The sequence below is a fragment of the uncultured Alcanivorax sp. genome, assembly GCF_947258575.1.
Classification (GTDB): Bacteria; Pseudomonadota; Gammaproteobacteria; order Pseudomonadales; family Alcanivoracaceae; genus Alcanivorax.
In genome coordinates this window covers 147,745-172,474 of sequence record NZ_CAMYIV010000006.1, presented here as the reverse complement: position 1 = coordinate 172,474, position 24,730 = coordinate 147,745, and the positions used below count along the sequence as shown (strand labels likewise).

At 58.8% G+C, this 24,730-nt stretch carries 24 protein-coding genes; 14 read left to right on the top strand and 10 right to left on the bottom strand.

All coding sequences use genetic code 11. The annotated features are described in order from the left end of the window. Positions 1-7 precede the first annotated feature (7 nt). Genes Q0Y02_RS07360 through Q0Y02_RS07350 form a run of 3 tightly spaced genes read right to left on the bottom strand, consistent with a single transcriptional unit; the run spans position 8 to position 2,332 of the window. Positions 8-1,030 (bottom strand): cyclopropane-fatty-acyl-phospholipid synthase family protein, encoded by a 1,023-nt coding sequence (locus Q0Y02_RS07360; protein WP_297766569.1) that lies wholly within the window; start codon positions 1,028-1,030, stop codon positions 8-10. After that, positions 1,027-1,800, bottom strand: a complete 774-nt coding sequence (locus tag Q0Y02_RS07355; protein WP_297766566.1) for a DUF1295 domain-containing protein — start codon at positions 1,798-1,800, stop codon at positions 1,027-1,029. Before Q0Y02_RS07355 ends, Q0Y02_RS07360 begins: the two co-directional genes overlap by 4 nt. Next, the gene (locus Q0Y02_RS07350; RefSeq protein WP_272974458.1) at positions 1,793-2,332 is read right to left on the bottom strand and encodes a DUF2878 domain-containing protein; all 540 of its coding nucleotides are present in this window, start codon (positions 2,330-2,332) and stop codon (positions 1,793-1,795) included. Before Q0Y02_RS07350 ends, Q0Y02_RS07355 begins: the two co-directional genes overlap by 8 nt. A 98-nt stretch (positions 2,333-2,430) precedes the next feature. On the opposite strand from Q0Y02_RS07350, the gene Q0Y02_RS07345 reads away from it, so the two are divergent. The 4 genes from Q0Y02_RS07345 (at position 2,431) to Q0Y02_RS07330 (ending at position 5,707) form a co-directional block, all read left to right on the top strand. Next, a complete protein-coding gene (locus Q0Y02_RS07345; RefSeq protein ID WP_272974459.1) occupies positions 2,431-2,979 on the top strand; it encodes a nuclear transport factor 2 family protein in 549 nt (182 codons plus the stop codon). Further along, the gene (locus Q0Y02_RS07340; RefSeq protein WP_272974460.1) at positions 2,961-3,473 is read left to right on the top strand and encodes a chalcone isomerase family protein; all 513 of its coding nucleotides are present in this window, start codon (positions 2,961-2,963) and stop codon (positions 3,471-3,473) included. The genes Q0Y02_RS07345 and Q0Y02_RS07340 overlap by 19 nt, the downstream gene beginning before the upstream one ends. Before the next feature lie 84 nt (positions 3,474-3,557). Then, positions 3,558-4,355: a GGDEF domain-containing protein gene (locus Q0Y02_RS07335; RefSeq protein ID WP_297766558.1), complete on the top strand. Its 798-nt coding sequence runs from the start codon at positions 3,558-3,560 to the stop codon at positions 4,353-4,355. Between the two features lie 194 nt (positions 4,356-4,549). Next, complete coding sequence (locus Q0Y02_RS07330; RefSeq protein ID WP_297766554.1) at positions 4,550-5,707, top strand: OmpA family protein; 1,158 nt, start codon at positions 4,550-4,552, stop codon at positions 5,705-5,707. Positions 5,708-5,875: 168 nt separating this feature from the next. Here the strand turns inward: Q0Y02_RS07330 and tadA are convergent, their stop codons facing one another. Further along, positions 5,876-6,328 (bottom strand): tRNA adenosine(34) deaminase TadA, encoded by a 453-nt coding sequence (gene tadA / locus Q0Y02_RS07325; protein WP_297766550.1) that lies wholly within the window; start codon positions 6,326-6,328, stop codon positions 5,876-5,878. A gap of 348 nt (positions 6,329-6,676) precedes the next feature. Here tadA and purT point away from each other — a divergent pair, with 348 nt between their 5' ends. Together purT and Q0Y02_RS07315 are read left to right on the top strand one after the other, a co-directional pair. Continuing rightward, entirely contained in the window at positions 6,677-7,870 is a 1,194-nt protein-coding gene (purT, locus tag Q0Y02_RS07320) for a formate-dependent phosphoribosylglycinamide formyltransferase (protein WP_297766546.1), read from the top strand. A 13-nt stretch (positions 7,871-7,883) separates the two neighbouring features. Then, positions 7,884-8,279, top strand: a complete 396-nt coding sequence (locus tag Q0Y02_RS07315) for a TM2 domain-containing protein (RefSeq protein ID WP_035246668.1) — start codon at positions 7,884-7,886, stop codon at positions 8,277-8,279. A gap of 35 nt (positions 8,280-8,314) precedes the next feature. Here the strand turns inward: Q0Y02_RS07315 and Q0Y02_RS07310 are convergent, their stop codons facing one another. Continuing rightward, positions 8,315-8,749 (bottom strand): hypothetical protein, encoded by a 435-nt coding sequence (locus tag Q0Y02_RS07310; RefSeq protein WP_062817866.1) that lies wholly within the window; start codon positions 8,747-8,749, stop codon positions 8,315-8,317. A 12-nt stretch (positions 8,750-8,761) separates the two neighbouring features. Continuing rightward, positions 8,762-9,097, bottom strand: a complete 336-nt coding sequence (locus Q0Y02_RS07305) for a metalloregulator ArsR/SmtB family transcription factor (RefSeq protein ID WP_297766538.1) — start codon at positions 9,095-9,097, stop codon at positions 8,762-8,764. 99 nt (positions 9,098-9,196) lie between these two features. On the opposite strand from Q0Y02_RS07305, the gene Q0Y02_RS07300 reads away from it, so the two are divergent. Next, the gene (locus Q0Y02_RS07300) at positions 9,197-10,450 is read left to right on the top strand and encodes an NADH:flavin oxidoreductase/NADH oxidase family protein (RefSeq protein ID WP_297766536.1); all 1,254 of its coding nucleotides are present in this window, start codon (positions 9,197-9,199) and stop codon (positions 10,448-10,450) included. 100 nt (positions 10,451-10,550) lie between these two features. On the opposite strand, the gene Q0Y02_RS07295 is transcribed toward Q0Y02_RS07300, so the two are convergent. Beyond that, a complete protein-coding gene (locus Q0Y02_RS07295) occupies positions 10,551-12,569 on the bottom strand; it encodes an NADPH-dependent 2,4-dienoyl-CoA reductase (protein ID WP_297766534.1) in 2,019 nt (672 codons plus the stop codon). A 223-nt stretch (positions 12,570-12,792) separates the two neighbouring features. Here Q0Y02_RS07295 and Q0Y02_RS07290 point away from each other — a divergent pair, with 223 nt between their 5' ends. Further along, positions 12,793-13,395, top strand: a complete 603-nt coding sequence (locus Q0Y02_RS07290; protein ID WP_297766532.1) for a TetR/AcrR family transcriptional regulator — start codon at positions 12,793-12,795, stop codon at positions 13,393-13,395. Between the two features lie 4 nt (positions 13,396-13,399). On the opposite strand, the gene Q0Y02_RS07285 is transcribed toward Q0Y02_RS07290, so the two are convergent. Together Q0Y02_RS07285 and Q0Y02_RS07280 are read right to left on the bottom strand one after the other, a co-directional pair. After that, positions 13,400-14,407 carry an alpha/beta hydrolase gene (locus Q0Y02_RS07285; RefSeq protein WP_297766530.1) on the bottom strand — a complete coding sequence of 336 codons (1,008 nt, stop codon included), beginning with the start codon at positions 14,405-14,407 and terminating at the stop codon, positions 13,400-13,402. A gap of 160 nt (positions 14,408-14,567) precedes the next feature. Beyond that, positions 14,568-15,854 carry an acetyl-CoA C-acetyltransferase gene (locus Q0Y02_RS07280; RefSeq protein ID WP_272980385.1) on the bottom strand — a complete coding sequence of 429 codons (1,287 nt, stop codon included), beginning with the start codon at positions 15,852-15,854 and terminating at the stop codon, positions 14,568-14,570. Between the two features lie 312 nt (positions 15,855-16,166). Between Q0Y02_RS07280 and Q0Y02_RS07275 the strand changes: the two genes are divergently transcribed. Continuing rightward, positions 16,167-17,585, top strand: coding sequence for a 3-oxoacyl-ACP reductase (locus tag Q0Y02_RS07275; RefSeq protein ID WP_297766524.1), 1,419 nt, complete (start codon positions 16,167-16,169; stop codon positions 17,583-17,585). 311 nt (positions 17,586-17,896) lie between these two features. Here Q0Y02_RS07275 and Q0Y02_RS07270 read toward each other — a convergent pair whose 3' ends face one another. Continuing rightward, the gene (locus Q0Y02_RS07270) at positions 17,897-18,814 is read right to left on the bottom strand and encodes a sterol desaturase family protein (protein ID WP_297766521.1); all 918 of its coding nucleotides are present in this window, start codon (positions 18,812-18,814) and stop codon (positions 17,897-17,899) included. A gap of 95 nt (positions 18,815-18,909) precedes the next feature. Here Q0Y02_RS07270 and Q0Y02_RS07265 point away from each other — a divergent pair, with 95 nt between their 5' ends. The 5 genes from Q0Y02_RS07265 (at position 18,910) to Q0Y02_RS07245 (ending at position 24,500) form a co-directional block, all read left to right on the top strand. Next, complete coding sequence (locus tag Q0Y02_RS07265) at positions 18,910-19,824, top strand: LysR substrate-binding domain-containing protein (RefSeq protein WP_297766518.1); 915 nt, start codon at positions 18,910-18,912, stop codon at positions 19,822-19,824. Positions 19,825-19,880: 56 nt separating this feature from the next. Beyond that, positions 19,881-20,375, top strand: coding sequence for an FxsA family protein (locus tag Q0Y02_RS07260; protein ID WP_297766515.1), 495 nt, complete (start codon positions 19,881-19,883; stop codon positions 20,373-20,375). Positions 20,376-20,617: 242 nt separating this feature from the next. After that, positions 20,618-22,837 carry a TonB-dependent receptor gene (locus Q0Y02_RS07255; protein WP_297766513.1) on the top strand — a complete coding sequence of 740 codons (2,220 nt, stop codon included), beginning with the start codon at positions 20,618-20,620 and terminating at the stop codon, positions 22,835-22,837. Beyond that, positions 22,837-24,021, top strand: coding sequence for a sialidase family protein (locus tag Q0Y02_RS07250; RefSeq protein ID WP_297766510.1), 1,185 nt, complete (start codon positions 22,837-22,839; stop codon positions 24,019-24,021). Before Q0Y02_RS07255 ends, Q0Y02_RS07250 begins: the two co-directional genes overlap by 1 nt. Further along, positions 24,018-24,500 carry a redoxin domain-containing protein gene (locus tag Q0Y02_RS07245; protein ID WP_297766507.1) on the top strand — a complete coding sequence of 161 codons (483 nt, stop codon included), beginning with the start codon at positions 24,018-24,020 and terminating at the stop codon, positions 24,498-24,500. The genes Q0Y02_RS07250 and Q0Y02_RS07245 overlap by 4 nt, the downstream gene beginning before the upstream one ends. Positions 24,501-24,730 lie beyond the last annotated feature (230 nt).

Below are 24,730 nucleotides of genomic sequence, written 5' to 3'. Positions count from 1 at the left end.
AACGGTTTCAGCCGGCAGTATTCGCCGGACGGGAAAACAGATAATGGGCCACGAACCATTCTTCCCCGTCACGATAATCAAACAACTCCGCGCAGGCCATGAAAAACATGCGCCAGCGTTGCAGCCATACCTTGCCGTTGCCCTTGCCATAGACTTCATCCAGCAAGGGGATCAGCCGGGATTGCTTCTGGTCCGCCAGTTCCAGCCAGCCTTCCAGCGTCCGCGCGTAATGGGTTCCATTAACGGCCCAGCGCTGTTCTTCCTCCAGTTTGCCCGCACAGTGGGGCAACCAGTCATAGGAGGGCATCATGCCGCCGGTAAAGAAATACCGTGCCATCCAGTCGCTGCTGCCCTCGTCTTCAAACAGGTAGGTCAGATTGAGATGGCAAAACACATGAATGAACAGCTTGCCGCCCGGTTTCAACCAATCATGAATCCGTGCCATCAGGGCACTGTGGTTGCGCATGTGCTCGAACATCTCCACGGAGACGACCCGGTCAAAGGGCTGATCAGGCTGAAACAACGACGCGTCTGCCGTTATCACTCGCACATTGGTGAGGCCCTTTTCCTTGGCCCGCCCCATGATGAAGGCTTTCTGGGATGCCGAGTTGGAAATGGCGGTAATACGGCTGCCCGGGTAGTGTTCTGCCATCCACAGGGTCAGTGACCCCCAGCCACACCCCATTTCCAGGATATCCTGGCCGTTTTCCAGTTCGGCACGCTCACAGGTCATCGCCAGCATGGCGCGCTCGGCCTCCGCCAGGTCGTTAACCCCGTCCGGCCAGTAGGCGCTGGAATACTTCAGATAAGGGCCGAGGACCTGTTCATAAAAACGCGAATCCACCTCGTAATGCTGCTCGTTGGCTTCATTCTGGCCCACTGCCACCGGGCCCTGCTTCAGCGCGTTTTCCAGGTCATCGCGATTGTGCTTCTGTCGCTCCTGTTCAAGCCGCTTTCCCAGCAAACGCCGGATACCGAAACGTACCAGGGCATCCGGCAACAGGCCGGACTCCGCCATTTGAATCATCATGATTTGGGTCTCCAGGGAAAGAACGCACTGGTAGTGCGCTGATAGTCTCGATAATCGTCGCCACGGGATTTCAGTGCCTGCTTTTCCGTATAAGGAATGCCGGTGACGAACCAGAGGAAAACGAACATGGCCAGCGGCAGACACCACAGCCAGGCCCCCTGACTGGCGCCAATGGCAATCAGCGGGTAGCTGCACCAGTGCAACCATTCAAAGAAATAATTGGGATGGCGGGAATAGCGCCACAACCCCTCACGGCAAGTGCGCCCGGCACTGTCAGGCTTGTGCTTGAAGCGCGACAACTGCCTGTCGGCCAGGCTCTCGCCGGCAATGGCCAGTACGCCAAGACAGGCGCCCAAGACGACCGTAATGCCGTAACTGTGTTGCTGGCTGCCAATCACCCAGAATGTGAGGGCAAAGCCCCATGCCAGCAGAGCCTGGCCCCAGTAGAAGAGCAGAAATACCGGCTGGGTTTTTTCCTGCAGGGCTTCGCGCATGGCCGCGTAGCGACCGTCTTCGTGGGACTCACTGGCCACCCGCCGAAAAATATGGCTGCCCAGGCGCACGGACCAGAGCAACAGCAATGCACCGGCCACCCAGCGCGGCAGGGAGTCGCCACTGCCCATCACCAGAAAAATCAGCCCGACCACACCCACTGACCAGGACCAGAACACATCCACCCAGCCCGCATTACGAGTCTGCAACTGCTGCAACCACAACACCGAGGCCACAATCAGCAGGGCGATGAGTAGCAAATAGTGTATCTCAGGCATGATGATGTTCCCTTTCACCGGTGAGTTGTGCTCCGTAGGCCAGCAGCGGCACCGCCAACGCCCAGACCACACCATAGGTCACTGCGATCGGCAGCCAGTCGAGCGGCGCGCTGGCCGCCCCCAGTCTGATGCCCATGGTGACGGAAAAGATACCACCTACGGCGCCAAAGGCGGCACCCAGCCAGGGCCTGCCACATAACCAGCGCAGGCTGTAGTGAAAGCTCACGGCAAATCCCAACCACAATGCCCAGATCCATCCCGGTGCCAGCCAGGGATGATCCCAGCTGGTATAAGCCAATAAACCGCTACTCAGCCAGATCGGCTCAAGCAAAAGACACAGCACAAGGCCCCATAGCAGCATGGACGTATTCTTGATCCAGCGGGGGTCAAACCACCACTGCCCTGCCAGCATCACTGCCAGCACAGCCCAGGACGGCCAGGACATGTCCCTGGCACCGCCAAACACAGCCGCCGCCCACAACAGCTGGAAGCCGACAAAATTGATAATCAAAGGGGCAGGTAATCGTTTCATTCGCGAACAGTGCGCCACCACTCGTCAATGGCCTGTGAAATTCCTTCACAGGCGAATCACCCACCTGGGGGCACAGTTGACTGATGAAATCATTACTGATGACAAGCGTCCTCCTCGTGCCGCTGCTGCTAACAGGCTGCAGTACGGCACCACTTGGCCCCTATGGCTACACAGACCATTACCTTGAGCGCAGCAGTGATGCTACCCAGGATGCTGTGCTACCTGACGACGAGACCCTGTCCCGCTTTATCAGTTTCTACAATCCCCTGGACCGGGATCAGATTGCCGACAGCGTGGATAAGATCTACGCCGAGGACCTGTACTTCAATGACACCCTGGTCACTCTCCTCGAGCGTAATGCGCTTCAGGAGCATCTGCTGGCTACCGCCGACCGGTTGAGTCAGATGTCACTGCAACCGGTTAATGTGATCCGCGACGATAACCAGGTTTATCTGGTCTGGGTGATGGAAGCACGCTTCTCCTTGCTGGGCAGAGAGCGCCTGTCGCGGACCATCGGCATCAGCCAGCTACGGTTCAACCGTAACGGACAGGTTTTCTTCCACCAGGATTTCTGGGACAGCAGCCAGGGCCTGGACCAACATCTGCCACTATTAGGACCGATGACACGATGGCTACGCGATCACTGACACGCCCTCTTCTGCTTTCACTGGCCTGCCTGCTGGGTAACACAGCCCACGCGAGCGACTGGCAGCTATGCCACCGCAGCGATGTAAAAGCATTGCGCTTTATCACCGTGGGAGAAGCCCGCCTGCTTCGTCAGGACTGTAATGTCGATGATCTGCTGGCAGCGCCAATGAGACTGGAATTCAGTTACCACCGTGAGGTTCCCGGCGATGCCTTTGCCAAGGCGGCCATGAACTTTCTGGAGAAAAACCTCAACGACAGCGATTTTGAGCAACTGAAACCCCGATTTGAACGTTTCAACAGCCATTACCGGGATATTGGCGATGGCGACACCTATGCCATGGTCTACCAGGATCAGCAGCTGCAGCTGATGCTCAATGACGAGCCCCTCACGGATGAACAGGGAGATCGTTTCGCCAAGGCCTACCTGCGAATCTGGTTCGGAGAGAGACCCTACTCAAACAACCTCAAGCAGGCCCTCCTGGGTAACCCCTGACTGTGCTTCCACTATTGCGCCTGGGCAGGGCAATCGGGATACTGATTAGATAAAAATCAATATCTTGTTTGGGGATATCACAGCATGTCCAAGCTGTTCCATGTGGTGGCCTCTTCTGCCAGGCAGACCAGTCGGCACGACCGTGCCTCCTCGCTGAAGGGCACCCTGCTGATTACGCTCAGTGCCGTGCTACTTTCTCTGGTGCTTACCAGCATCGCCATTCTTGTGGTTGGCGAAAGGGACTGGCTTTCCGCTCTGGTACTGGCCACTCTGCTACCGCTGCTGCTACTGCCGCCCCCTCTCTACCTGGTAGGCAGCCGGTTGATGTCTCTGGATCGACAGAACCACCAGCTGCAACAGCTTGCCCGGGAAGACCATCTCACTGGTCTGTTTAACCGCCCTCACCTGCTCAGCATGCTGGAAAGAGAACTGGCGCTGAGTCAGAGACACAACTACACCGTGTCCATCCTGCTGCTCGAGATCAACGACTTCACCCAGTTGCTGGATGAGTACGGACGTCACACTGGCGAGAAGGCGCTGCGCCTGTTTGCCGACTGTATTCGTGAAAAAATTCGCGAAAGCGACCTGTTCGGGCGCTTCGACGGTGCCCAGTTCCTGCTGGTACTCCCGCACACCAGCTATGACGATGCCGCGCGCATGGGCGAAGGTCTGCGCGCTCTCACCGCCGGCATCAGGCTTACCAGCGAGCAACCTGAAGACATGCAACAGGAAAATGTCAAAATAAGCGCAAAAATCGGCGTTGCCAGTACAGAAAACAGTGGTCGCAGTATCAACCCGCTACTAAACGAAGCCGACTACGCGCTTTATCAAAACCGAAACGAAGGACGCGACCGTTCTGATCCGCCAAGAAACAACCTTTAAAGCTTACCCAAAAAATAAAAAGTAATGCTTTTACACTAGATAATTACAAAATAAAGACCTCCCGCTACCAAACAATTTCCATATTTGTAAATTTTTTTATTAATCTGTCATGTGAGGATTTACATGGGAGACAGGCTGCACAACACTGACCCCGTGTTTGTACTGCCTATTTGGACAAAACAAGGAAGGAGCTTATGAACGCTAAACATTTTTTGGCGGCTAGTATTGCTTGCGCATCCGTCACTGCGACCACTGCGGTCACTGCTGACGAAATCCCCGAGCGTTATTTCTACTTTGGTGGTCACATCAGTGAAAACTGGATTGATATCGGTGATCACTACGACGAGAACACCAGTGAAAACAGTGTAACCCTTCCCGGTGCCCAGATGGGCTACCGTTTCAACCGTGACTGGTCTTTCCAGGGTTGGTGGGAGCGTAACAACTCCAACACCGATCTGCTTGGCGATGCGGACATCAACATTGCTCACGGCACGCTGCGTAAGCACTTTGCCGGCAACTCCGCGTTCGAACCCTATGTGGGTATTGGTGCCGGTGAGTTCCGCACCGAGCCGACCAGCGACAGCTCCAATGATTTCAAGGAAACCATCGGTACTCTGGAAACCGGTTTCCAGACCATGCTGCACCCGCACTTCATGCTGGACGTGGGCGCTCGTCCCTACTACAGCTTCCGTACCGAACGTTGGGACGCTGAAGTCTATGCTGGCCTGAACTTCCTGATCGGTGCATCCGAGAAAGAAGAAGAACCCGCTCCGGTCGTTGAGAACGTGGTAACCGACAGCGACGGTGATGGCGTGCCTGATGATCGTGATCAGTGTGCCAACACTCCTGCAGGTGCCCAGGTTGATGCAACTGGCTGCGAACTGGACGACGACGGTGACGGCGTAGTTAACAGTGCCGACGAATGCCCGGACACCCCGGCTGGTGCACTGGTAGACGACAAAGGCTGTCAGCAGTATCTGGAAAAAGACGTTAAGGAAACCCTGTACGTTGAGTTCGGCCTGGACAAGGCTGAGGTCCGTCAGACTTCCTACCCCGAGTTGGAGCGTCTGGCTGAAGAGATGCGCAAGTATCCCTCTGCCAACCTGGTACTCGAAGGTCACACCGACAGCACTGGTGCAGCGAGCTACAACAAGTCGCTCTCCAAGAAGCGTGCTGATGCAGTGAAGAAAGTTCTGGTGGAAGAGTTCACCATCAGCACTGACCGCATCACCACTGAAGGCTACGGTGAAGAGAAGCCGATCGCCGACAACGGCACCAGTGAAGGCCGCGCGGAAAACCGTCGCGTAGAAGCCATCATGAAGGCCACTACCCAGGAAGCTCAGTACCAATAAGAGCCTTTCCTGAATAAAAAAGGGCCGGCATTTGCCGGCCCTTTTTTTATGCTCAAAAACTCTCAAGCCTGTCCGAAACCGTAGGGTGCACTGAGCCTAAGCGAACTGCACCACCCCGGCGTTTGAATGGTGCAGTTCGCCTGAGGCTCAGTGCACCCTACACACAGCTCACCCCTTGCGGCGAGCAGCAAAAAACGCCTTCAGCATGGCGGCACTCTCAGCCTCCATCACTCCCCCCTCTACCAGCAATTTGTGGTTGTAAAAATCCACTTGCGGTAACTGCAACTGACTCTCGCAGACACCCGCACGGGGCTCTTTGGCCGCATAGACCAGGCGAGCAACACGGGCATGTACCAGCGCGCCGAAACACATGGTGCACGGCTCCAGGGTCACGTACAGCGTGCTTCCCGGTAAGCGGTAATTCTGCTCGGCATCGGCGGCGGCGCGTAATGCCACCACCTCGGCATGGGCGGTGGGGTCATGGCCGGTGATGGGTTGATTGAAGCCTTCTCCCAGTACCTGATCCTCGCGAACCAGCACCGCTCCCACGGGGACTTCACCCACCTCGGCGCCCTGCCGGGCCAACTCCAGTGCCCGCTGCATCCAAATGTCGTCGTTCATGGCTCTATCCTGATGGTTGCGCGGCAATGGTATGTCCCAGCAAGCCCTAGCCCGGATTTCTCACCCAAACGCTCCTCAATTCGGGTTTGGCACTACTATACAAGACAGAAAGCCATTTTAGAGTAGATTCCATTTGGTATCTCACGCTTGCCATGCATTAGACGAGCGCTAAAGCACCGCCAGCGCGCCCAGACAGCTTGAAAAGGCATCCAGCCTGTCGCTGCGCTGGCTGAACGCACTGGCGGCACTTTATCACTCGCCTACTACATGGCATTGGATGAAAAGTCCGGGCTAGCACCAACACCCCATTTCGTTACAATCATGCCATCAATCGCATTGAGAGCTGTTATGACATCCATCGGAACGCCTTTTACCGACAACGCCACCCGCGTCATGCTGCTGGGCAGCGGCGAATTGGGCCGGGAAGTGGCCATCGAACTGATCCGTTATGGCTGCGAAGTGATCGCCGTGGACCGCTATGATCACGCTCCTGCCATGCAGGTGGCCCAGCGTAGCCATGTCATCAACATGCTCGACGGTGCTGCCCTGCGCCAGTTGGTGGAACAGGAGAAGCCAACGCTGATCGTGCCGGAGATCGAAGCTATCGCCACCGACGAACTGGTACAACTGGAAAGCGAAGGCTTTACCGTAGTGCCCACTGCCCGGGCGGCAAAGCTGACCATGAATCGCGAAGGTATTCGCCGGCTGGCGGCAGAGGAATTATCCCTGCCCACCTCCCCCTACCGCTTTGCAGAAACCCTGGAAGACTACCAGCAGGCCGTTGCCGACATCGGCCTGCCCTGCGTGGTCAAACCGGTGATGAGTTCCTCCGGCAAGGGCCAGAGCACAGTGAAAACACAAACGGATATCCAGACCGCCTGGGACTACGCCCAATCCGGTGGCCGCGCCGGAGAGGGTCGGGTGATCGTGGAAGGCTTTGTGGATTTCGATTATGAAATCACCCTGCTAACCGTGCGCCACCGGGATGGCACCCGCTATGCCACCACTTACTGCGCACCCATCGGCCATCGCCAGGAAAACGGCGATTATCAGGAATCCTGGCAACCACAGCCCATGAGCGAAAAAGCACTGCAGGCCTCGAAAGAGGTCGCCGGTGCCATCACCGAAGCCCTGGGCGGCATGGGCATTTTTGGTGTAGAGCTGTTTATCAAGGGTGATCAGGTCTACTTCAGCGAAGTCTCTCCCCGCCCCCATGACACCGGGCTGGTGACCTTGCTGTCGCAAAACCTGTCAGAATTCGCGCTTCATGCCCGTGCTATTCTTGGTCTGCCGATTCCGGATATCGAACAACGCGGCCCCAGCGCGTCCTCGGTACTGTTGGTGCAAGGGGAATCCACAGAGATGCGTTACAGTGGGCTGGACAAGGCCCTGGCCCAACCGGAAACAGAAGTTCGCTTGTTCAGCAAACCGGAAGTCAAAGGCAGCCGCCGCCTGGGTGTTGCCCTGGCGCGGGGAGAATCCATCCAGGAAGCGCGTGACAAGGCCAATGCCGCCAGTGCGGCTCTGAAAGTCGACCTTTAAGGGGATAAGAAAAATGCAAAATCAGGACACGCACAGCAAGGTGATCGGCTATCTGCTGTGGATTTTCGGTTTCATGGGCGCCCATCGCTTTTACTATGGTCGCCAGATCACCGGCACTATCTGGTTCTTTACCCTGGGCCTGTTTTTCATCGGCTGGATCATCGATCTGTTCCTGATCCCGGGGATGGATGATGCGGCGGACGAACGCTACGAACCCGGTAGCATCGACTACAACATCGGCTGGGTTCTGCTCACCTTCCTGGGCATCTTCGGCATCCACCGTTTCTACATGGGTAAGGTGATCACCGGCATCATCTATCTGCTTACCGCCGGGCTGTTCGGGCTGGGCATTCTCTACGATTTCTGGACCTTGAACGGCCAGATCACCGAAAAGAACCGCCTGGCCTGAGCCCGGCATACGCCGCGCCCATCACGGGCGTGGCGTCAACGCATCACAAACCCCGCAAACAACACCGCGAAGCCACCTACCTCGGCCACGATCAACGACACCATGAATGTGGACATGGCCAACTCCGGCACACTGCCGCCGCCCAGCCGGTGGGGCCGTTGCAACTGGTTACGGGTGTCCTGCAGAAAACCGTGGAGAATATAACTGCCAATGGCCAGGCCGAAGAACAGCAGGCTCGCCAGAACGGCCAACGTATTGATCCAGTCGTCCCAGACGCTAAGTAACGCAAACCGCTCCAGCACCAGACAGGCAAAGGCGTACATCAGGCTAGCCCGGTGCGCCACATCCACGTAGTAATGGGCACGCCCCTTTTCACTGGTAGCCACCTGCCAGTACTTCCACACCCCGGTCAGCAGGCCGGTCAGAAAGTAAATCCCACAGCCCCACAACGCCCACTGGTCTGCTGTCATTCTGCTCTCTCCTTATAATTCGAAAAAATGCGCCAGGGTAGCCAGCATTTGCGGTTGGGCATGGCAATAACGCCGCCGCCCTTCCCGCTCCACCCGGATCAGCCCGGCCTCCACCAGTTCACGCACATGGTGGGATACCGTGGGGGCACCGATATTGAGACGCTGCATGAAGTCCCCGAAGGCACAACCCGCCGGCACTTTCGCCAGATCCGCATGACCATGGGCCCGGCAATGCTCCAGAATCACCTGGTAGATTCGCAAGCGGTTAGGATTGGACAGGGCCCGAAAGGCCGCTGCCAACTGCTCCGCCGAGCTCTCCGATATGTCTTTCCGTGCCAAAACCGGCACCTCCCCACAAAACAGTTTGACGGGTATAAAACTAACTTATAGTTTGACCATCATCAAACTATATAGCTGCTGACCTGCACAGGTCGCTGGAGGACAATCGTGAGCCACGCGGACACTCTCGGGCAATCACTGGCCCTGCCCTGCGGAATAACGCTGAAGAATCGCTTCGCCAAATCTGCCATGAGCGAAGCGCTGGGCACCATCGATAATCATGTCACCCCGGCGCTGGAGCGGCTCTACGGTCGCTGGGCCCAGGGCGGCACCGGGCTGCTGATTACCGGCAACATCATGGTCGACCGCAACCACACCGGCGAGCCCCGTAATGTGGTACTGGAAGATGAACGCGATATGACCCTGCTGAAACGCTGGGCCGACGCCGGTAAAAGCCAGGGCAACGATATCTGGGTACAACTCAACCACCCGGGCAAACAGATCCCGCGCATGCTGGCCAGCGGTGACACCCTGGCGCCCTCCGCCGTCCCCTTCGGCAAGGAACTCAAAAGCGCCTTCAAGACGCCGCGTGCGCTCAGCGAAGACGAAATCTTCGACATCATCCGCCGTTTCGCTACCAGCTCCGCGCTGGCGAAGAAGGCCGGCTTCACCGGCGTGCAGATTCATGGCGCCCATGGCTACCTGGTCAGCCAGTTCCTGTCCGGCCACCATAACCGTCGCACTGACAAATGGGGCGGCTCCCTGGAAAACCGCATGCGTTTCCCGCTGGAAATCTATCGCGCCATCCGCGACGCCGTTGGCCCGGATTACCCGGTAAGCATCAAACTCAACTCTGCAGATTTCCAGCGTGGCGGTTTCACCGAAGAAGAATCCATGACCGTGGCGGAAACGCTGGCAAATGAAGGCCTGGATCTACTGGAGATTTCCGGGGGTAACTACGAAAACCCGGCCATGGCCGGCGCCAGGGGCGTACGCGAAAGCACGGTTAAACGGGAAGCCTATTTCCTGGATTACGCCCAGGCGATTCGCAAGCGGGTCTCCACGCCACTGATGGTCACCGGCGGCTTCCGCTCCGCCCAGGCCATGGCGCAGGCCGTGGAAAGCGGTGCCACCGACCTGGTCGGCATTGCCCGCCCCCTGGCCGTGGAACCGGATCTGGCCAACCGCATTCTCGCCGGCCAGGAAGGGGTCATCAGCCGGGTCACACCGCGCAAGACCGGCATCAAGATGATCGACGAAATGGCCATGATGGAAGTCTCCTGGTTTTCCCGGCAGCTGCATCGCATGGGCAAGGGGCAGGACCCGAAACCGGATGAGAGCGTCCTGCTGTCGTTGTTCAAGGTGATCACCGAGATGGGGATTGGCAGCTTCAAGACCCGGCGGTTGCGGGCAAACAGCTGAGAAGCAATTAATAGTTAACAGTGAATAGTTAATAGCGAAAAACAAAAAAAGCCCTTGCCGAGATTTGCCGGCAAGGGCTTTTTTGTAGAAGCGGCATTCCTTAAAGGGCGGCGGCTACCTCGGCGCCCTGGCGGATTGCACGTTTGGCGTCTAGCTCTGCGGCCAGGTCGGCGCCACCGATCAGGTGGAAGTTTTTTGCTTCTTCCTGATACAGCTCGCGCAGGGATTCCTGACCGGCACAGATCACCACGTGATCCACATCCAGCACCCGGCTTTCCTCGCCGATCTTGATATGCAGGCCGGCGTCATCGATTTTCTCGTAGCTGCAGCCTTTCAGCATGTCCACGTTGCGCGATTTCAGGGTGGCGCGGTGTACCCAGCCGGAGGTCTTGCCCAGGTCCTTGCCCAGCGGGGTCGGCTTGCGTTGCAGCAGCGTGATCTGCCGGGCGGGCTTTTCCACCTCCGGCTCCACCAGGCCACCGGGTGCATCGCTATCCATGTCCACGCCCCATTCCTTCATCCACTCCGGCAAAGGTTGCTCGCCGTCACGGGGGTGTTCAGCCAGGAATTCAGACACATCAAAACCGATACCGCCGGCACCGATTACCGCCACTTTTTCACCTACCTGGGCCTTGCCACGCAGTACATCCACATAGGACAGCACCTTGGGGTGATCAATGCCGGGAATACCCGGCGTGCGCGGCAGCACACCCGTAGCGATAACGATTTCATCAAAACCCTGGGCCTGCAGGTCTGCCACTGCCACCCGGGTATTGAGTTTCAGCGTCACGCCGGTGTTTTCGATACGCTTGTTGAAATAACGAATAGTGTTGTGGAATTCTTCCTTGCCCGGCACCACCTTGGCCATGTTGAACTGGCCACCGATCTCACCGGCCTGATCAAACAGGGTCACATCGTGGCCCCGCTCTGCCGCCACAGTGGCACAGGACAGGCCCGCCGGGCCGGCGCCGACCACCGCCACCTTCTTCGGCTTGGCAGTGCGCAGATAAAGCAGTTCGGTTTCGTGACAGGCACGGGGATTAACCAGACAGGACGCCCGCTTGAGCTGGAAGGTGTGATCCAGACAGGCCTGGTTACAGGCGATGCAGGTGTTGATCTCGTCGGCCTTGCCCTGTTCTGTCTTTTTCACGAAGTCCGGGTCCGCCAGCAACTGTCGGGCCATGGACACCGCATCCGCCTGACCGCTCTTGAGAATCTCTTCTGCTACATCTGGATCGTTGATGCGGTTGGAGGCGACCACCGGAATGGACACCACCTCTTTCACCTGACGGGTGGCTTCGGCAAAGGCAGCCCGGGGCACGGAGGTGACGATGGTAGGCACACGGGCCTCGTGCCAACCGATACCCGAATTCAGCAGGCTGCTACCGGCCGCTTCCAGGGCCTTGGCCAGTTCCAGCACTTCTTCACGGGTGGAGCCTTCCGGCACCAGATCGATCACCGACATGCGGAACATGATGATGAAATCGTCGCCACAACGCTTGCGGGTTTCGCGGACGATTTCCACCGGGAAACGACGACGGTTTTCCGCATTGCCGCCGTACTTGTCCTTGCGTTTGTTGGTGCGCGGTGCGGTGAACTGGTTAATCAGATAACCTTCGGACCCCATGATTTCCACACCGTCATAGCCGGCTTTCTTGGCCAGGTAGGCAGTGTGGGCAAAATCTTTCACCGTCTGCTCCACTTCCTTGGTGGACATGGCCTTGGGCTTGAACGGGTTGATCGGGCTCTTGATCGCCGAGGCAGAACGGGAGAACGGGTGGTAGCTATAGCGACCAGCATGAAGCACCTGCAAGGCAATCTTGCCCCCTTCCCGGTGCACCGCATCGGTGACCTTGCGGTGATTCATCACATCAAAGCGGCTGTTGAACAGCCCAGAAAACGGGTAGAACCACCCTTTCTTGTTCGGGTTGAAGCCACCGGTAACGATCAAGCCAACACCACCACGGGCACGCTCGGCAAAGTAAGCCGCGAGCTTGGGAAATTGCCAGAAACGGTCTTCCAGACCGGTGTGCATGGACCCCATGATCACCCGGTTCTTGAGCTGGGTATGGCCCAGATCCAGGGGGGAAAGCAGGTTGGAATAGCGGTCGGCTGTCATGGTGTGTGCTCCGTATCGTCACCAGAGATGGCTACGCGTTAATTATCTGGACGGCGTCAAGTTAATGGCTTATTTTGACACTGTCAAGATTATTGCTGAAACTAGCGCTCAAACAGAATAGGCATTTTTACCACAGAGAACACCGGCTTCGCTGAGTGGGCACCACCGCAGACTCTATCGGGTGGGTAACTTGCCACAGGATAATCACGCCAGGATCATTTTCATGTCACGACCCGCGCGCTATCACCACGGTGACCTGCATTCCACCCTGCTCCGGGAGGCCAACCGGCTGCTGGACGAAGACGGCATTGACGGCCTGTCCCTGCGCAAGCTCGCGGAACGGGCCGGCGTCTCTCGTACCGCACCCTACCACCATTTCCGTGACAAGAATGTCCTGCTCTGCGCCCTGGCGACCCAGGCGTTCAGCCAACTGGATGAAATGATCGGGCGGCAATTACAGGGGGAAGGTTCGAAAGAACGGATTCAGCACTTTGTCCGCGAGTATCTTCGCTTTGCCACCGAGCACCCGGAACAGTACGAGCTGATGTTCGGGCGCACCATCTGGAAAAGTGGGGAACCCACCGAGGAACTGAAGGCGGTGGCCTACCGCAGCTTCCGTAACTATGCCGAACGGCTGGGGAGCCAGCTGCAGGGCCGACTTCCTGCCGATACTGATCCCCTGCGTGTGGCTCAGGCCAGTTGGGCCACCGTCCATGGCCTGTGCCGCCTGCTGATCGATGGTATCTACGTCAACCGGGAAGATATAGAGGCCGTCAGCGAACAGTCAGTGGCGCTGATCATGGCCGCCCTGGCCCCTTCAACATGATCGGCTAACGACTTTGTTGCAGAAATGTCCGTAGCGCCGCCATATAGCGATCAAAGGCTTCGAACTGGGGTACATGCCCAATGCCCTCCAGTTCCACCAGGGTGGCATCGGGTATGCGCTGCACGGTTTTCTGGCCCAGCTGGTCGTAGCGGCCCAGAGTCTCACGAATTTCCTCGGGAGCCCGGTTTCGTCCCAGGGCAGTACGATCACGGGTACCGATAACAAGCAGCGTGGGCACCGTAAGGCGGTCAAAATCCTGCACCACTGGTTGGCTGAAAATCATCTCGTAGTGCAACGCCGAATTCCAGGCAATACGGGGGTAATCCGGGCCACGCATCCAGCCCTGTTGCAGGGTCAGCAGCGGGTCATAGGCCTCCTTCCACTGACCATCAAAATAGCTGGCGGTCATATAGGCTTTGACCTTCTCCGGGGTCTTGTTCAACTCCACCTGATACCAGGCCTCCACGGACTGCCACGGCACCTGCTTGTGCTGCCAGTCTTCCAGGCCGATGGGATTGACCAGCACCAGTGAGCGAGTGCGCTCAGGAAACATCAAGGCGAAGCGGGTGGCCAGCATGCCACCCATGGAGTGCCCCACTACAGTGACATCATCCACCTTCAGGCTATCCAGCAACCGTCGGGTCTGATCTGCCAGCATCTGAAAGGAATACTGTAGATGGTCCGGCTTGGAGGACTTGCCGAAACCGATCTGGTCCGGCACCACCACGCGGTAGCCATCGGCCAGCAATTCGGTGATGGTTCGTTCCCAGTAGGCGCCGGAAAAATTCTTGCCGTGCAACAACAGAACCGTCTGCCCGTTACTCTGTTTCGGCGCCACATCCATGTAGGCCATGTCCAGCGATTGGCGTTGTGCATCAATGGCCAGAACCTGTACCGGAAACGGGTACTCATACTGCCCAAGGCGGGCATCCAGAGCCAACTCATCGGCCCATAGCGAGCCTGACAACGTAATGCTCAGCGCACCGATCAACCACACAAACAATCGCTTCATCCCTTCTCTCCCGCATAGTGTTCACAGTATGTGAACCTGGGAGGGACAAGGAGTTCCTGGCACCCTGCTACTCAGCACGGACCACTCACGCCCATTGCCGGTAATGAACAGGCATAAAAAAACCGGCCCGAGGGCCGGTTTTTCTGAGTCATGCCAGCGATTACTTCTCGAGAATCGCTACCACGCCCTGGCCGCCAGCAGCACACACGGAGATCAGTGCGCGGCCGGAGCCTTTTTCGTTCAGCAGCTTGGCAGCGTTGGCGATGATACGGCCACCGGTAGCAGCGAACGGGTGACCGGCTGCCAGTGAGGAGCCTTTCACGTTCAGCTTGCTGCGATCGATGCTGCCCAGCGCTTTCTTGCGGCCCAGTTTTTCCTTGCAGAAGGTCTCGTCTTCCCAGGATTTCAGGGTAGACAGTACCTGGGACGCAAAGGCTTCGTGGATTTCGTAGAAATCGAAGTCCTGCAGGGTCAGGTCCAGCTTGTCCAGCATGCTCGGCACGGCGTAGGCCGGGGCCATCAGCAGGCCTTCTTTCTTGCCGATGAAGTCCACGGCAGCGGCTTCACCGATGGTCAGGTAGGCCAGTACCGGCAGGCCACGCTCTTTGGCCCACTCTTCGGTGGCCAGCAGTACCGTGGAGGCACCGTCGGTCAGCGGGGTGGAGTTGGCCGGGGTCATGGTGCCGTCCGGGCCGCCGAAGCAGGGCTTCAGGGTGGCCAGTTTTTCCAGGGTGGAATCACCGCGCATGTTGTTGTCGCGCTCCAGACCCTTGAACGGGGTGATCAGGTCATCCTGCCAGCCATCTTCATAGGACTTGGCCAGGTTCTGGTGGGATTTCCACGCCAGCTCGTCCTGATCTTCGCGGGCAATGCCCCACTCTTTAGCGGTCAGCGCCTGGTGCTCCCCCATGGACAGGCCGGTGCGCGGCTCGCCATTCTTGGGGATGTCGGGCATCAGGGATTTCGGGTTGAGCAGCTTCAGGCCCAGCTTGGCGCGCTCGCCGTTGGTCTTGGCACGGTTCAGGGCCATGAATACCTTGCGGGCGTCTTCGTTCACACCCAGCGGCGCATCAGAGGTAGTGTCGACGCCGCCGGCGATGGCGCAATCGATCTGCCCCAGGGCAATCTTGTTGGCCACCAGGATGGCCGCTTCCAGGCCGGTACCGCAGGCTTGCTGCAGGTCATAGGCCGGGGTTTCCGGGGCCAGCTTGGAACCCAGTACGGATTCGCGCACCAGGTTAAAGTCGCGGGCGTGCTTCATCACAGCACCGGCAGCCACTTCGTCGATTTTCTCGCCGTGCAGCTTGAAACGATCCACCAGACCGTCGATGGCAGCAGTCAGCATGTCCTGGTTGCTGGTATCGATATAAGCGGAGTTGGAACGGGCAAACGGGATACGGTTACCGCCGATAATGGCAACCTTACGTACGGCTTTACCTGCCAGCATAGTCATGTCCTCTAAAGATGGCGGTGAGCAACGACAGCGTGAAAACGCTACAGTATTCACTCGAATGGGCGCAGTCTACCCGCAACCGGCACGGCCTCATTGGCTCAAACGCCTGTTTGACTACCGGCGCCGGTCAATACACCCGCCACATTGCAGTGATTCAATACGCGCCAGTGTGCGACAGGGCTGATCCTCATGCCCTACGAAAGAAGTCTGATTTTGACGCTTCATTCCGCAGCACCTCTTTAAACCCGCTCTGGTTGCACTAATGTAGCCAGACACATTCATCTTCTGATGGCAAAGGACAGGATCATGAGCGATACCTATCAGGCGATTGCCAATTCCTCTATGGGCAAGGCGCTGTTTGGCGCAATCAACCTCCCTATTCCGGTCATTCTCGAGCGCTGGCAGCCGGGCCAGGCTTCCTTCATCAAGGGCCGTGTGCTGGTGGGTGCCGCCAACGGTTCCACCGGTATCGACACCGTCCTGGCGACCCTGAAAGGGGCTCCGGAAGCACAGGTCGCGGTACTGGCCAACACCGGTAACGCCACCGAGCTGCAGAAGAAAGCCGGCAAGCTGGGCGTGAGCGCGGACAACTACACCGCCAACCGCGAAGACGATGCCAAGTTCAAGGGCTTGGTATTCGACGCCACCGGCATTCAGAACCCGGATGAGCTGAAAGCCCTGTGGGAGTTCTTCCACCCGGTAATCCGCAAGCTGGAAAAATGTGCTCGTGTGGTAGTCATCGGCCGCACCCCGGAAAAACAGACTGGCGCCGCCCGTGTGGCCCAGCGTGCTCTGGAAGGTTTCACCCGCTCCGTGGGCAAGGAAATCAAGAAAGGCGCCACCGCCCAGCTGGTGTATGTAGACGAAGGCGCAGAAGCGCAACTGGCGTCCCCCCTGCACTTCTTCCTGTCACCGAAATCTGCCTATGTATCCGGCCAGGTGGTTCGCGCCACCGAAGCGGGCTTCAAGGCTGCCAAGTTTGACTGGGACAAGCCGCTGGCCGGCAAGAAAGCCCTGGTCACCGGTGGCTCCCGTGGTATCGGTGCCGCCATCGCCGAAGTACTGGCCCGTGACGGCGCCATCGTGACCGTGCTGGATATCCCGCCCATGGCCGACGACCTGAACCAGGTGGCCGAGCAGATCGGTGGCGATACCCTGGAACTGGACATCACCGCAGACGACGCCCCCGCCACCATCGCCGCCAAGGCCAAGGACATCGGCGGCTACGACGTGGTCGTGCACAATGCTGGTGTCACCCGCGACAAGATGCTGGGCAACATGCCGGAGAAATTCTGGGACATGGTGCTGAACATCAACATCGCCAGCCAGCTGCGTATCAACGAGAAACTGCTGGCTGACGGCGGCATGGGCAAAGGTGGCCGCATTATCTCCATCAGCTCCATCGCCGGTATCGCCGGTAACCTGGGCCAGACCAACTACGGTGCCTCCAAGGCCGCCGTGATCGGCATGATCGACGCCTACAAGGACGAGTACGCCGAGAAAGGCATCACCATCAATGCCGTGGCCCCGGGCTTCATCGAAACCCAGATGACTGCCGCCATCCCCTTCACCATCCGTGAAGCGGGCCGTCGCATGAATGCCATGAACCAGGGCGGTCAGCCAGTGGACGTGGCCGAAACCATCGCCTTCTTTGCCAGCCCGGCCTCTCAGGGCCTGACCGGTAACGTGGTGCGTGTGTGTGGTCAGATGCTGCTGGGTGCGTAACAGCCGCAAGCTGCAAGCCTCAAGCTGCAACACGGTTTGAGGCTTTCGCCACACGATCAACAAAAAAGCCGCGCCGCAAGGTGCGGCTTTTTTGTTTGTCTCATCGCTTAACGTAGGGTGAATTAGCCGCAGGCGTAATCCACCATCATATTGCGCAGAAAGGCAAAGAGCGGTGGATGACGCTTGCGGCTGATCCACCCTACGCAAGACACTGACAGCAACGAAAAAGCCCCACCAGGCTATTACCCGGCAGGGCGTAAAGATCCCGTGCTCTCCCGCAACGAGACGCTACAACATCAGCGCGGTGACTCTCAGGCCGCTTTTGGCAATTTGTCTTCGCTCTTCTTTTTCGCTTTCGCCGCCCCACCGGGCATGTATTGGCGCACATCCCAGAAGAAATAACGCTTGAGTACACTGCTGGCCTCGTCATGCTTCTGACGCCAGCCGTAGGTCTGCGGTTTTTCCTTTTCGATGGCCAGGGTGCCGAAAATCAGCCAGTCATAGATGGCTAGCGTGGACGTCACGTTCTTGGCGGAATTGGGGCCGCGCGAATGGTGATGGTGATGCTGGGTCGGGAAGGTCAGCACATGGGCCAGCGCCCACATGGTTTTGCGTACCCAGGCCCACTTGTGATTATGGAAGTAGAGATCCCAGTTCCAGTTCACATGGGTCTGAGCCGCCCAGATACCCTTGATGGCCGTGCCCACCAGGAACACCTCCACCAGGCCCAGATACAGACACACCAGCTGGAAGGTGTAATTCGGCATAATCAGCCACCAGGCCCAACCATTCACAAAGGTCTGGGTCACCGACAGTTGCCCCTTGTTGTCCTGGCCGCCCGCCAGATGGTGGGGGCGATGGCTCATCTTGTAGAACGCCTGCACCCATTGCAGGAGTCGGTTCTTCGGTCGACGGCTATGGGCGAACAGGTGAAACGCACCATGAATGAATTCTTCAATACAGAAAAAGGCGATCAGCGTCGGCAGAAAATACTGCTCCTCCAGCCAGGCCAGCGAACCGGCACTGCCGGGAAACAGGCCAGATAAGCCCAGGGTGAGCAGCAGCAACACCAGCGGGCGCTGCACTACCACCATCATCAAGGTAGCCAGGAAGGCGATTTTCCAGTCCTGCCGGGTCTTCTTGCCGTCCCGGGTGCGGCCGGCAACCACTTCCCAGATCGCTGTCAGAATAATAAACGCCGTGACAAAGGCGGTAAGTTGCTGATCCATTGTTATTCTCCGGTTTGAGCGTGTTTTGCGCACACCCCAGAAAATAGACAGTGCGTACTCCTTTTCCTAATTGATATTTGATATAAGTAATATCCATGAAACTGAATTTACGCAGTATCGACCTGAACCTGCTGCCGGTCTTTGATGCCATCATGGAGGCTGGGCAGCTGTCCCGGGCCGCAGACCAGCTGGGGATGAGCCAGCCCGCCATCAGTGCGGCACTGCAGCGCCTGCGCCACACCCTGGACGACGATCTCTTCGTGCGCACCCGCCAGGGCATGGTGCCTACCCCCCGGGCCCGCGAGCTGCACCAGCTGCTTGCCCCCCAGCTGACATCCCTGCGGGACTCGCTGGACCCGGGCAACCGCTTTGATCCAGCCAGCAGCCGACGCCAGTTCCGCCTGCTCAGCCTGGACTACTTCGAGATGGTGCTGCTGCCACCGCTGCTGCAGCGGATCCGCCGTCAGGCACCGGATGTGATGCTGGAGATAGCCCCTGCCGGCGATGGCATGGCCGACGCCCTGCACAAGGCCCATGCCGACCTGGCCGTGGATTCGTTCGTCCCCGAAGACAGCCGGCTGCACCGCAAGGTGCTGCTGGAGGAGACGCTGGTGGTAGTGGCGCGACGGGGACACCCACAGATACAGGGCCGCTGCAGCAAGTCGCGCTTTCTGAAAGCCGAACATGTGGTGCTGCCGGAGCGTAACCGGCGCCTGCCCCTGGACCTGATTCTCAATGCCCCCGGCTGGCAACGACGCGCCGGCGCCCGGGTCACCCAGTTTGCCAGCATGCTCGCCGTCAGCGCCCGTTCGGACATGATTGCCACCGTGCCGGAGCGCCTGGCCCATCAGTACGCCGACGCACTGGAGCTGCAGGTCCTGCCCTTCCCGGTCACCGTGCCACCGGTGCCCGTTTATATGCTCTGGCCTGCTGCCCTGGACAGGGACCCCGCCCATCGCTGGCTTCGCCAGCAACTGACCGATTCCGCGGCCACTGAACCTGCCCCTTGAATCCCTGTCTGACTATCACCATCTTAGTAGGCATATACGCTAAAACAGGACGCCCCATGGGTTTCGGTCGCATTTTCTTCTTCATCTTCGCTTTTGCCCTGCTGGAAGTACTGGTACTGGCGAAAGTCGCCGGCCTGATCGGCTGGCCCATCACCATCATCGCCACCGTGGTCACTGCCCTGCTGGGTAGCTACCTGTTCCGCCGCCAGGGGCTGGAAACCTGGGTGCGATTGAATCAGCGCATGCAACAGGGCGATATGCCCGGCCAGGAAATGGTGGAAGGCATCATGCTGCTGCTCGGCGGCGCCCTGCTGATCACCCCCGGCTTCATCACCGATGCGGTGGGCTTTGCCCTGCTGCTGCCGGGCTCGCGCCGAGCCATGGCTCGCAAGGTCATTGAGAAAGGCACCCTGCAGGGTTTTACCACCATGCAAGGCGGTGGCTTCACCTACACCAGCCACACCGGACAGGGCCCCAACCCGTTCCAGCAGCCACCCCGCCGGAACGACGATGGCAATGTGACCATTGAGGGGGAGTCACGCAGAGAGTGAAAGCAGTTAACAGTGAATAGTTAACAGCGGCGCGGGATCGCTTCGAGGGAGTTCAAATCGCTGGAGGACGCAACCAGAAGTTGGGCGCGGGCTCTAGCGGTCCAGATACCACCAAGCGTGTTCGCGCAACTATTCACTATTAACTGTTAACTATTCACTGCCTTTCACCGCTGCGACACTTTGCCGCATTGGCCGCGCCCCCGATTTTGCCAATAATGCCCCCGCCATAATCAGGGGGTTATATGCGTCGCCGTCTTCTCGCCAGTATTCTGCTCAGCAGTTTTTCCTCATTGCACGCCAACGAACTGGAAACGATTTCCGTCAGCCAGTCCGCCTCCGCGCTGGACAGTGAGCCTGTGGGGCTGAGCAGTCAGATCACCGCTTACGAGGTGGCGGACATCAACACTGCCGACAGCGAAGACGTGATCAAGTACCAGCCCAACCTGATGGTACGGAAACGCTTAATCGGCGACCGCAACGGCCTGCTTACCTTCCGCGATATGCACAACTTCCAGACCCCGCGCGCACTGGTTTACAGCGACGGTCTGCTGCTCAGTAATTTTCTCGGTGCCAACTTTGGCACGGCTCCCCGCTGGGATGTGGTACAGCCCCGGGAAATCGACCGGGTGGAGATTCTCTACGGTCCCTACTCTGCCCGTTACAGCGGCAACAGCCTGGGCGGTGTCACCGTGTTCCACACAACGATGCCCAGCCAGCCGATGGCCCATCTCAGTGCCGGTACCTTTTTGCAGGAATTCGACGACTACGGCACCGACGAGTCATATCTGGGCCATCGGCTGAACGCCGTGGTCGGCAATCGCAAAGGGGACTGGAGCCTGCTGCTGGCCGCCAGCCGACTGGAAAACGAAAGCCATCCGCAGAGCTTTGGCCTCACCCGTGGACCCGGCGCCAATCCCGGCACGCCAGTTACCGGGGCTTTCCCCTATTCCCAGGGCGGTTATCTCTACAATGCGGCCAGCGGCAGTGAGGTGACCGAGCAAAACTTGAAGCTGAAACTGGGCTACGACCTGACCCGTGACCTGCAGGCCCGCCTCACCCTGGCCTGGCTGGACCGTCGCGATGAAACCCTGAAGCCCCAGACCTACCTGCGCGATGCCAATGGCGGCCTGATCTACAATGGCGATGTGACCATCAATGGTGAGGATTTTGCCGTCACCAGCCAGCGGCTGGGTCTGAGCCAAAGCCAGGATCTGATCACTGGTCTGGAAGTGGATGGCAAGCTGGGTAATGGCTGGGACATCCAGACCGGCGTATCCGACTACCGGGTACTGGACGACACCAGCCGTCGCTCCGGCACCGATTTCGCGGTGGCCAAGGCAGGCGGCCCCGGCACCTTCAGTGACGACCAGGGCACCGGCTGGCAGACCTTCGACCTGAATCTGGGCCATCGCCACGATGGCGGCTGGCTGGGGCAGCGAGTGGCCTTCGGTTACCATATCGACCGCTACCGCCTGGACGAGATCAACTACGACACCAACGAGTGGCGCACCACCCAGGGCCGCACCCTGAAAAGCGCCTCCCAGGGCGAAACCCGCACCCAGGCCCTGTTTATCGAAAACCAATGGGCACTCAACGACAAACTGGACCTCACCCTGGGTGGCCGCCAGGAGTGGTGGCAGGCCAGCGACGGTCGCCTGGTCCAGAACGGTGCCTCCGCGGCCTATCCGCAACGCAACGAACAGGCCTTTTCTCCCAAGGCCAGCCTGAGCTATCGGCCCACCGACGACTGGCTCACCAGCCTGTCCCTGGGCAAGGCCCATCGCTTCGCCACCGTGGGTGAACTTTACCAGGGCAGTCTGGATAATAATGGTGACTTCAACGCGGCCTTCGACCCGAACCTGAAAACCGAGGTGGGTCTGAGCAAGAATCTGATGGTGAAGCACTTCTTCCCAGCGGCGACGGTGACCGTGAACCTGTGGGAAAACGATGTGGACGATGCCATCTTCCGGCAGACCAACGTTTTCACCGGGGTGAACAACTTCCAGAACATCGACCGGGTACGCTCAAGAGGTATCGAGTTCATCGCCAACTGGCCGGACCTTTGGGTAGAGGGCCTGACCGTGGACTTCAACGTCTCCTACACCCGCGCCATCATCGAAGAGAACGCCGCCCAGCCGGCATCCGAAGGCAAGCAGTTCCCCCGTGTGCCCCGCTGGCGCGCCAACCTGCTGGCCCGCTATCAGGCCACGCAAAAACTGAACCTGAGCAGTGGTCTGCGCTATGCCAGTGATCCCTACGACAGCCTGGATAACAGCGACGGCGATGCGGAAGGTTTCGGCTTTACCGACGACTATCTGGTGCTGGATGTACGCGGGCGCTACCAACTGGATAATCACATCAGCGTGGCGCTGGGCATGGATAATGTCACCGACCATCGCTACTACGTATTCCACCCCTACCCGGGCCGCACCTTGTTTGCCGAAGTTAACTGGGATTACTGATGTCGTATCGAGCACTCGCCTGCCTGACGCTGACACTGCTGGCCATGTCGAGCACAGTGTCAGCGCATTCTGCCCACAGTCACAACACCAACATGGCCTGCGAGAACCGCATTGCCCCCGCCTGCGGCCAGGCTCCGACCCCGGCCTTCGACCGTGATGGCAAGCTCTGGTGGGTCTGGTATCAGCAAGATCATATCCGCGTGCAACAGCAAGGCGGCCACCCGAGAATCGTCAACCCGGAACCGGAGGTGGTAGACGATCAGGGCGAAGACCGCCCGCAAATCGCCTTCGGCCCGGACAACCAGATTTACCTGCTGTGGACCCAAAAACCGGACAAACCCTGGACCGGGCATATCCGTTTCAGTCGCTCCCTGGATGGCGGCAACAGCTTCAGCGAACCGGTGACCATCAACGACGATCGCCGCACCATCGCCCACCGTTTTCCAGCCATGGTCGTCAACGACAACGGCGAACTGTTCCTGGTGTGGGTGGACAAGCGCGACCAACAGAACGCCAAGGACGCGGGCCAGGACTATGTCGGCGCCGCGCTTTACTACACCCACTCCAAAGACCATGGCGCCAGCTTTGCCCGCAACCTGCGCCTGGCCGCCCATTCCTGCGAATGCTGCCGTCTGGCAATGAGCATCGATGAGCGCGGTCTGCCAGTGATTCTCTATCGCCAGGTGTTCACCGGCGGCATCCGCGACCACGCCCTGATCCGCTTTCAGGATGCCACCACCCCGCAGCCCGTCGAACGGGCCAGCGATGATCAATGGCAACTCAACGGCTGCCCTCATCATGGTCCGGCCCTGGCCATGGACGGCAACCGCCGTCATCAGCTCTGGTTCACCGCTGGGAAAAAACGTCAGGGGCTGTTTTATCAGCGCAGCAATGATGCGCCAATAAAGCTGGGCGGTGCCGCCGCGGCCCACGGCCAGGTGGCGGTGCTGGGCGATACCGTGGCATTGGTGTGGAAGGATCTGGACGATTGGGACCGCAGCGTTATCCGCTTGAAGCTGTCCCGGGATGGCGGTGCGCACTGGGCGCATGTACGCACCCTGCTGCACACCCGAAATGGTTCCGATCACCCCTTGTTGATCAGCAATGGCGAACAGATCTTTCTCGCCTGGCGCACCGACGATGAAGGCAACCAGCTGGTAGCGATTAGCGGAGAACACCAATGAAAAACCGTGCGCTTTGCATAGCGCTGCTGACGGTATCCTGCTTCGCCACGGCACTGGAGCCGCTGCACCGGGGGGACTATCAGCAGGTTCTTGACCAGCAACCACGGCCCTTGCTGGTGGTACTCTGGTCGGTGGACTGCCCGCCCTGTTATGACGAACTGGCCGCGCTGGGCCGCCTTTATCAGGACGGTGAGGCGTTGCCCGTCGTGCTGGTCAACACAGACACCCTGCGCAGCAGCGATGACGTAGCCGCCACCCTGCAGCGACATAATACTGACGCCCTGCCCAACTACCAGTTCGCCGACCCGATCCCCGCCCGCCAGCGCCGGGAAATCGACCCGAACTGGTACGGCGAACTACCGCGCAGCTATCTGATTGAAGAGGACAGCACCCAGGGGCACAGCGGTGCCCTCACCGAAGAGCGCCTGCGGCAGTGGCTGCAAAGCCTGCCTGACGATAAAAGCCAACATAGCTTCTGAAGCTATTAAGCCTATCTTTTCGTAGGAGCGTCGCTCGCGGCGCGATTCTAACGTCGTCAATCGCGCCGCAAGCGACGCTCCTGCAGTCTATCTAACTGCCGGCTTAATAACCGATCGCTGGCAGGGCAAGCAGTTCGCCATGCAAGCATAGCTCCTACATCTTTTACAGCGGCGACACGGCACATTGCGGGTTAGCAAGCCCTCCCCCACCCCTGCTAAACTCCGCGCCT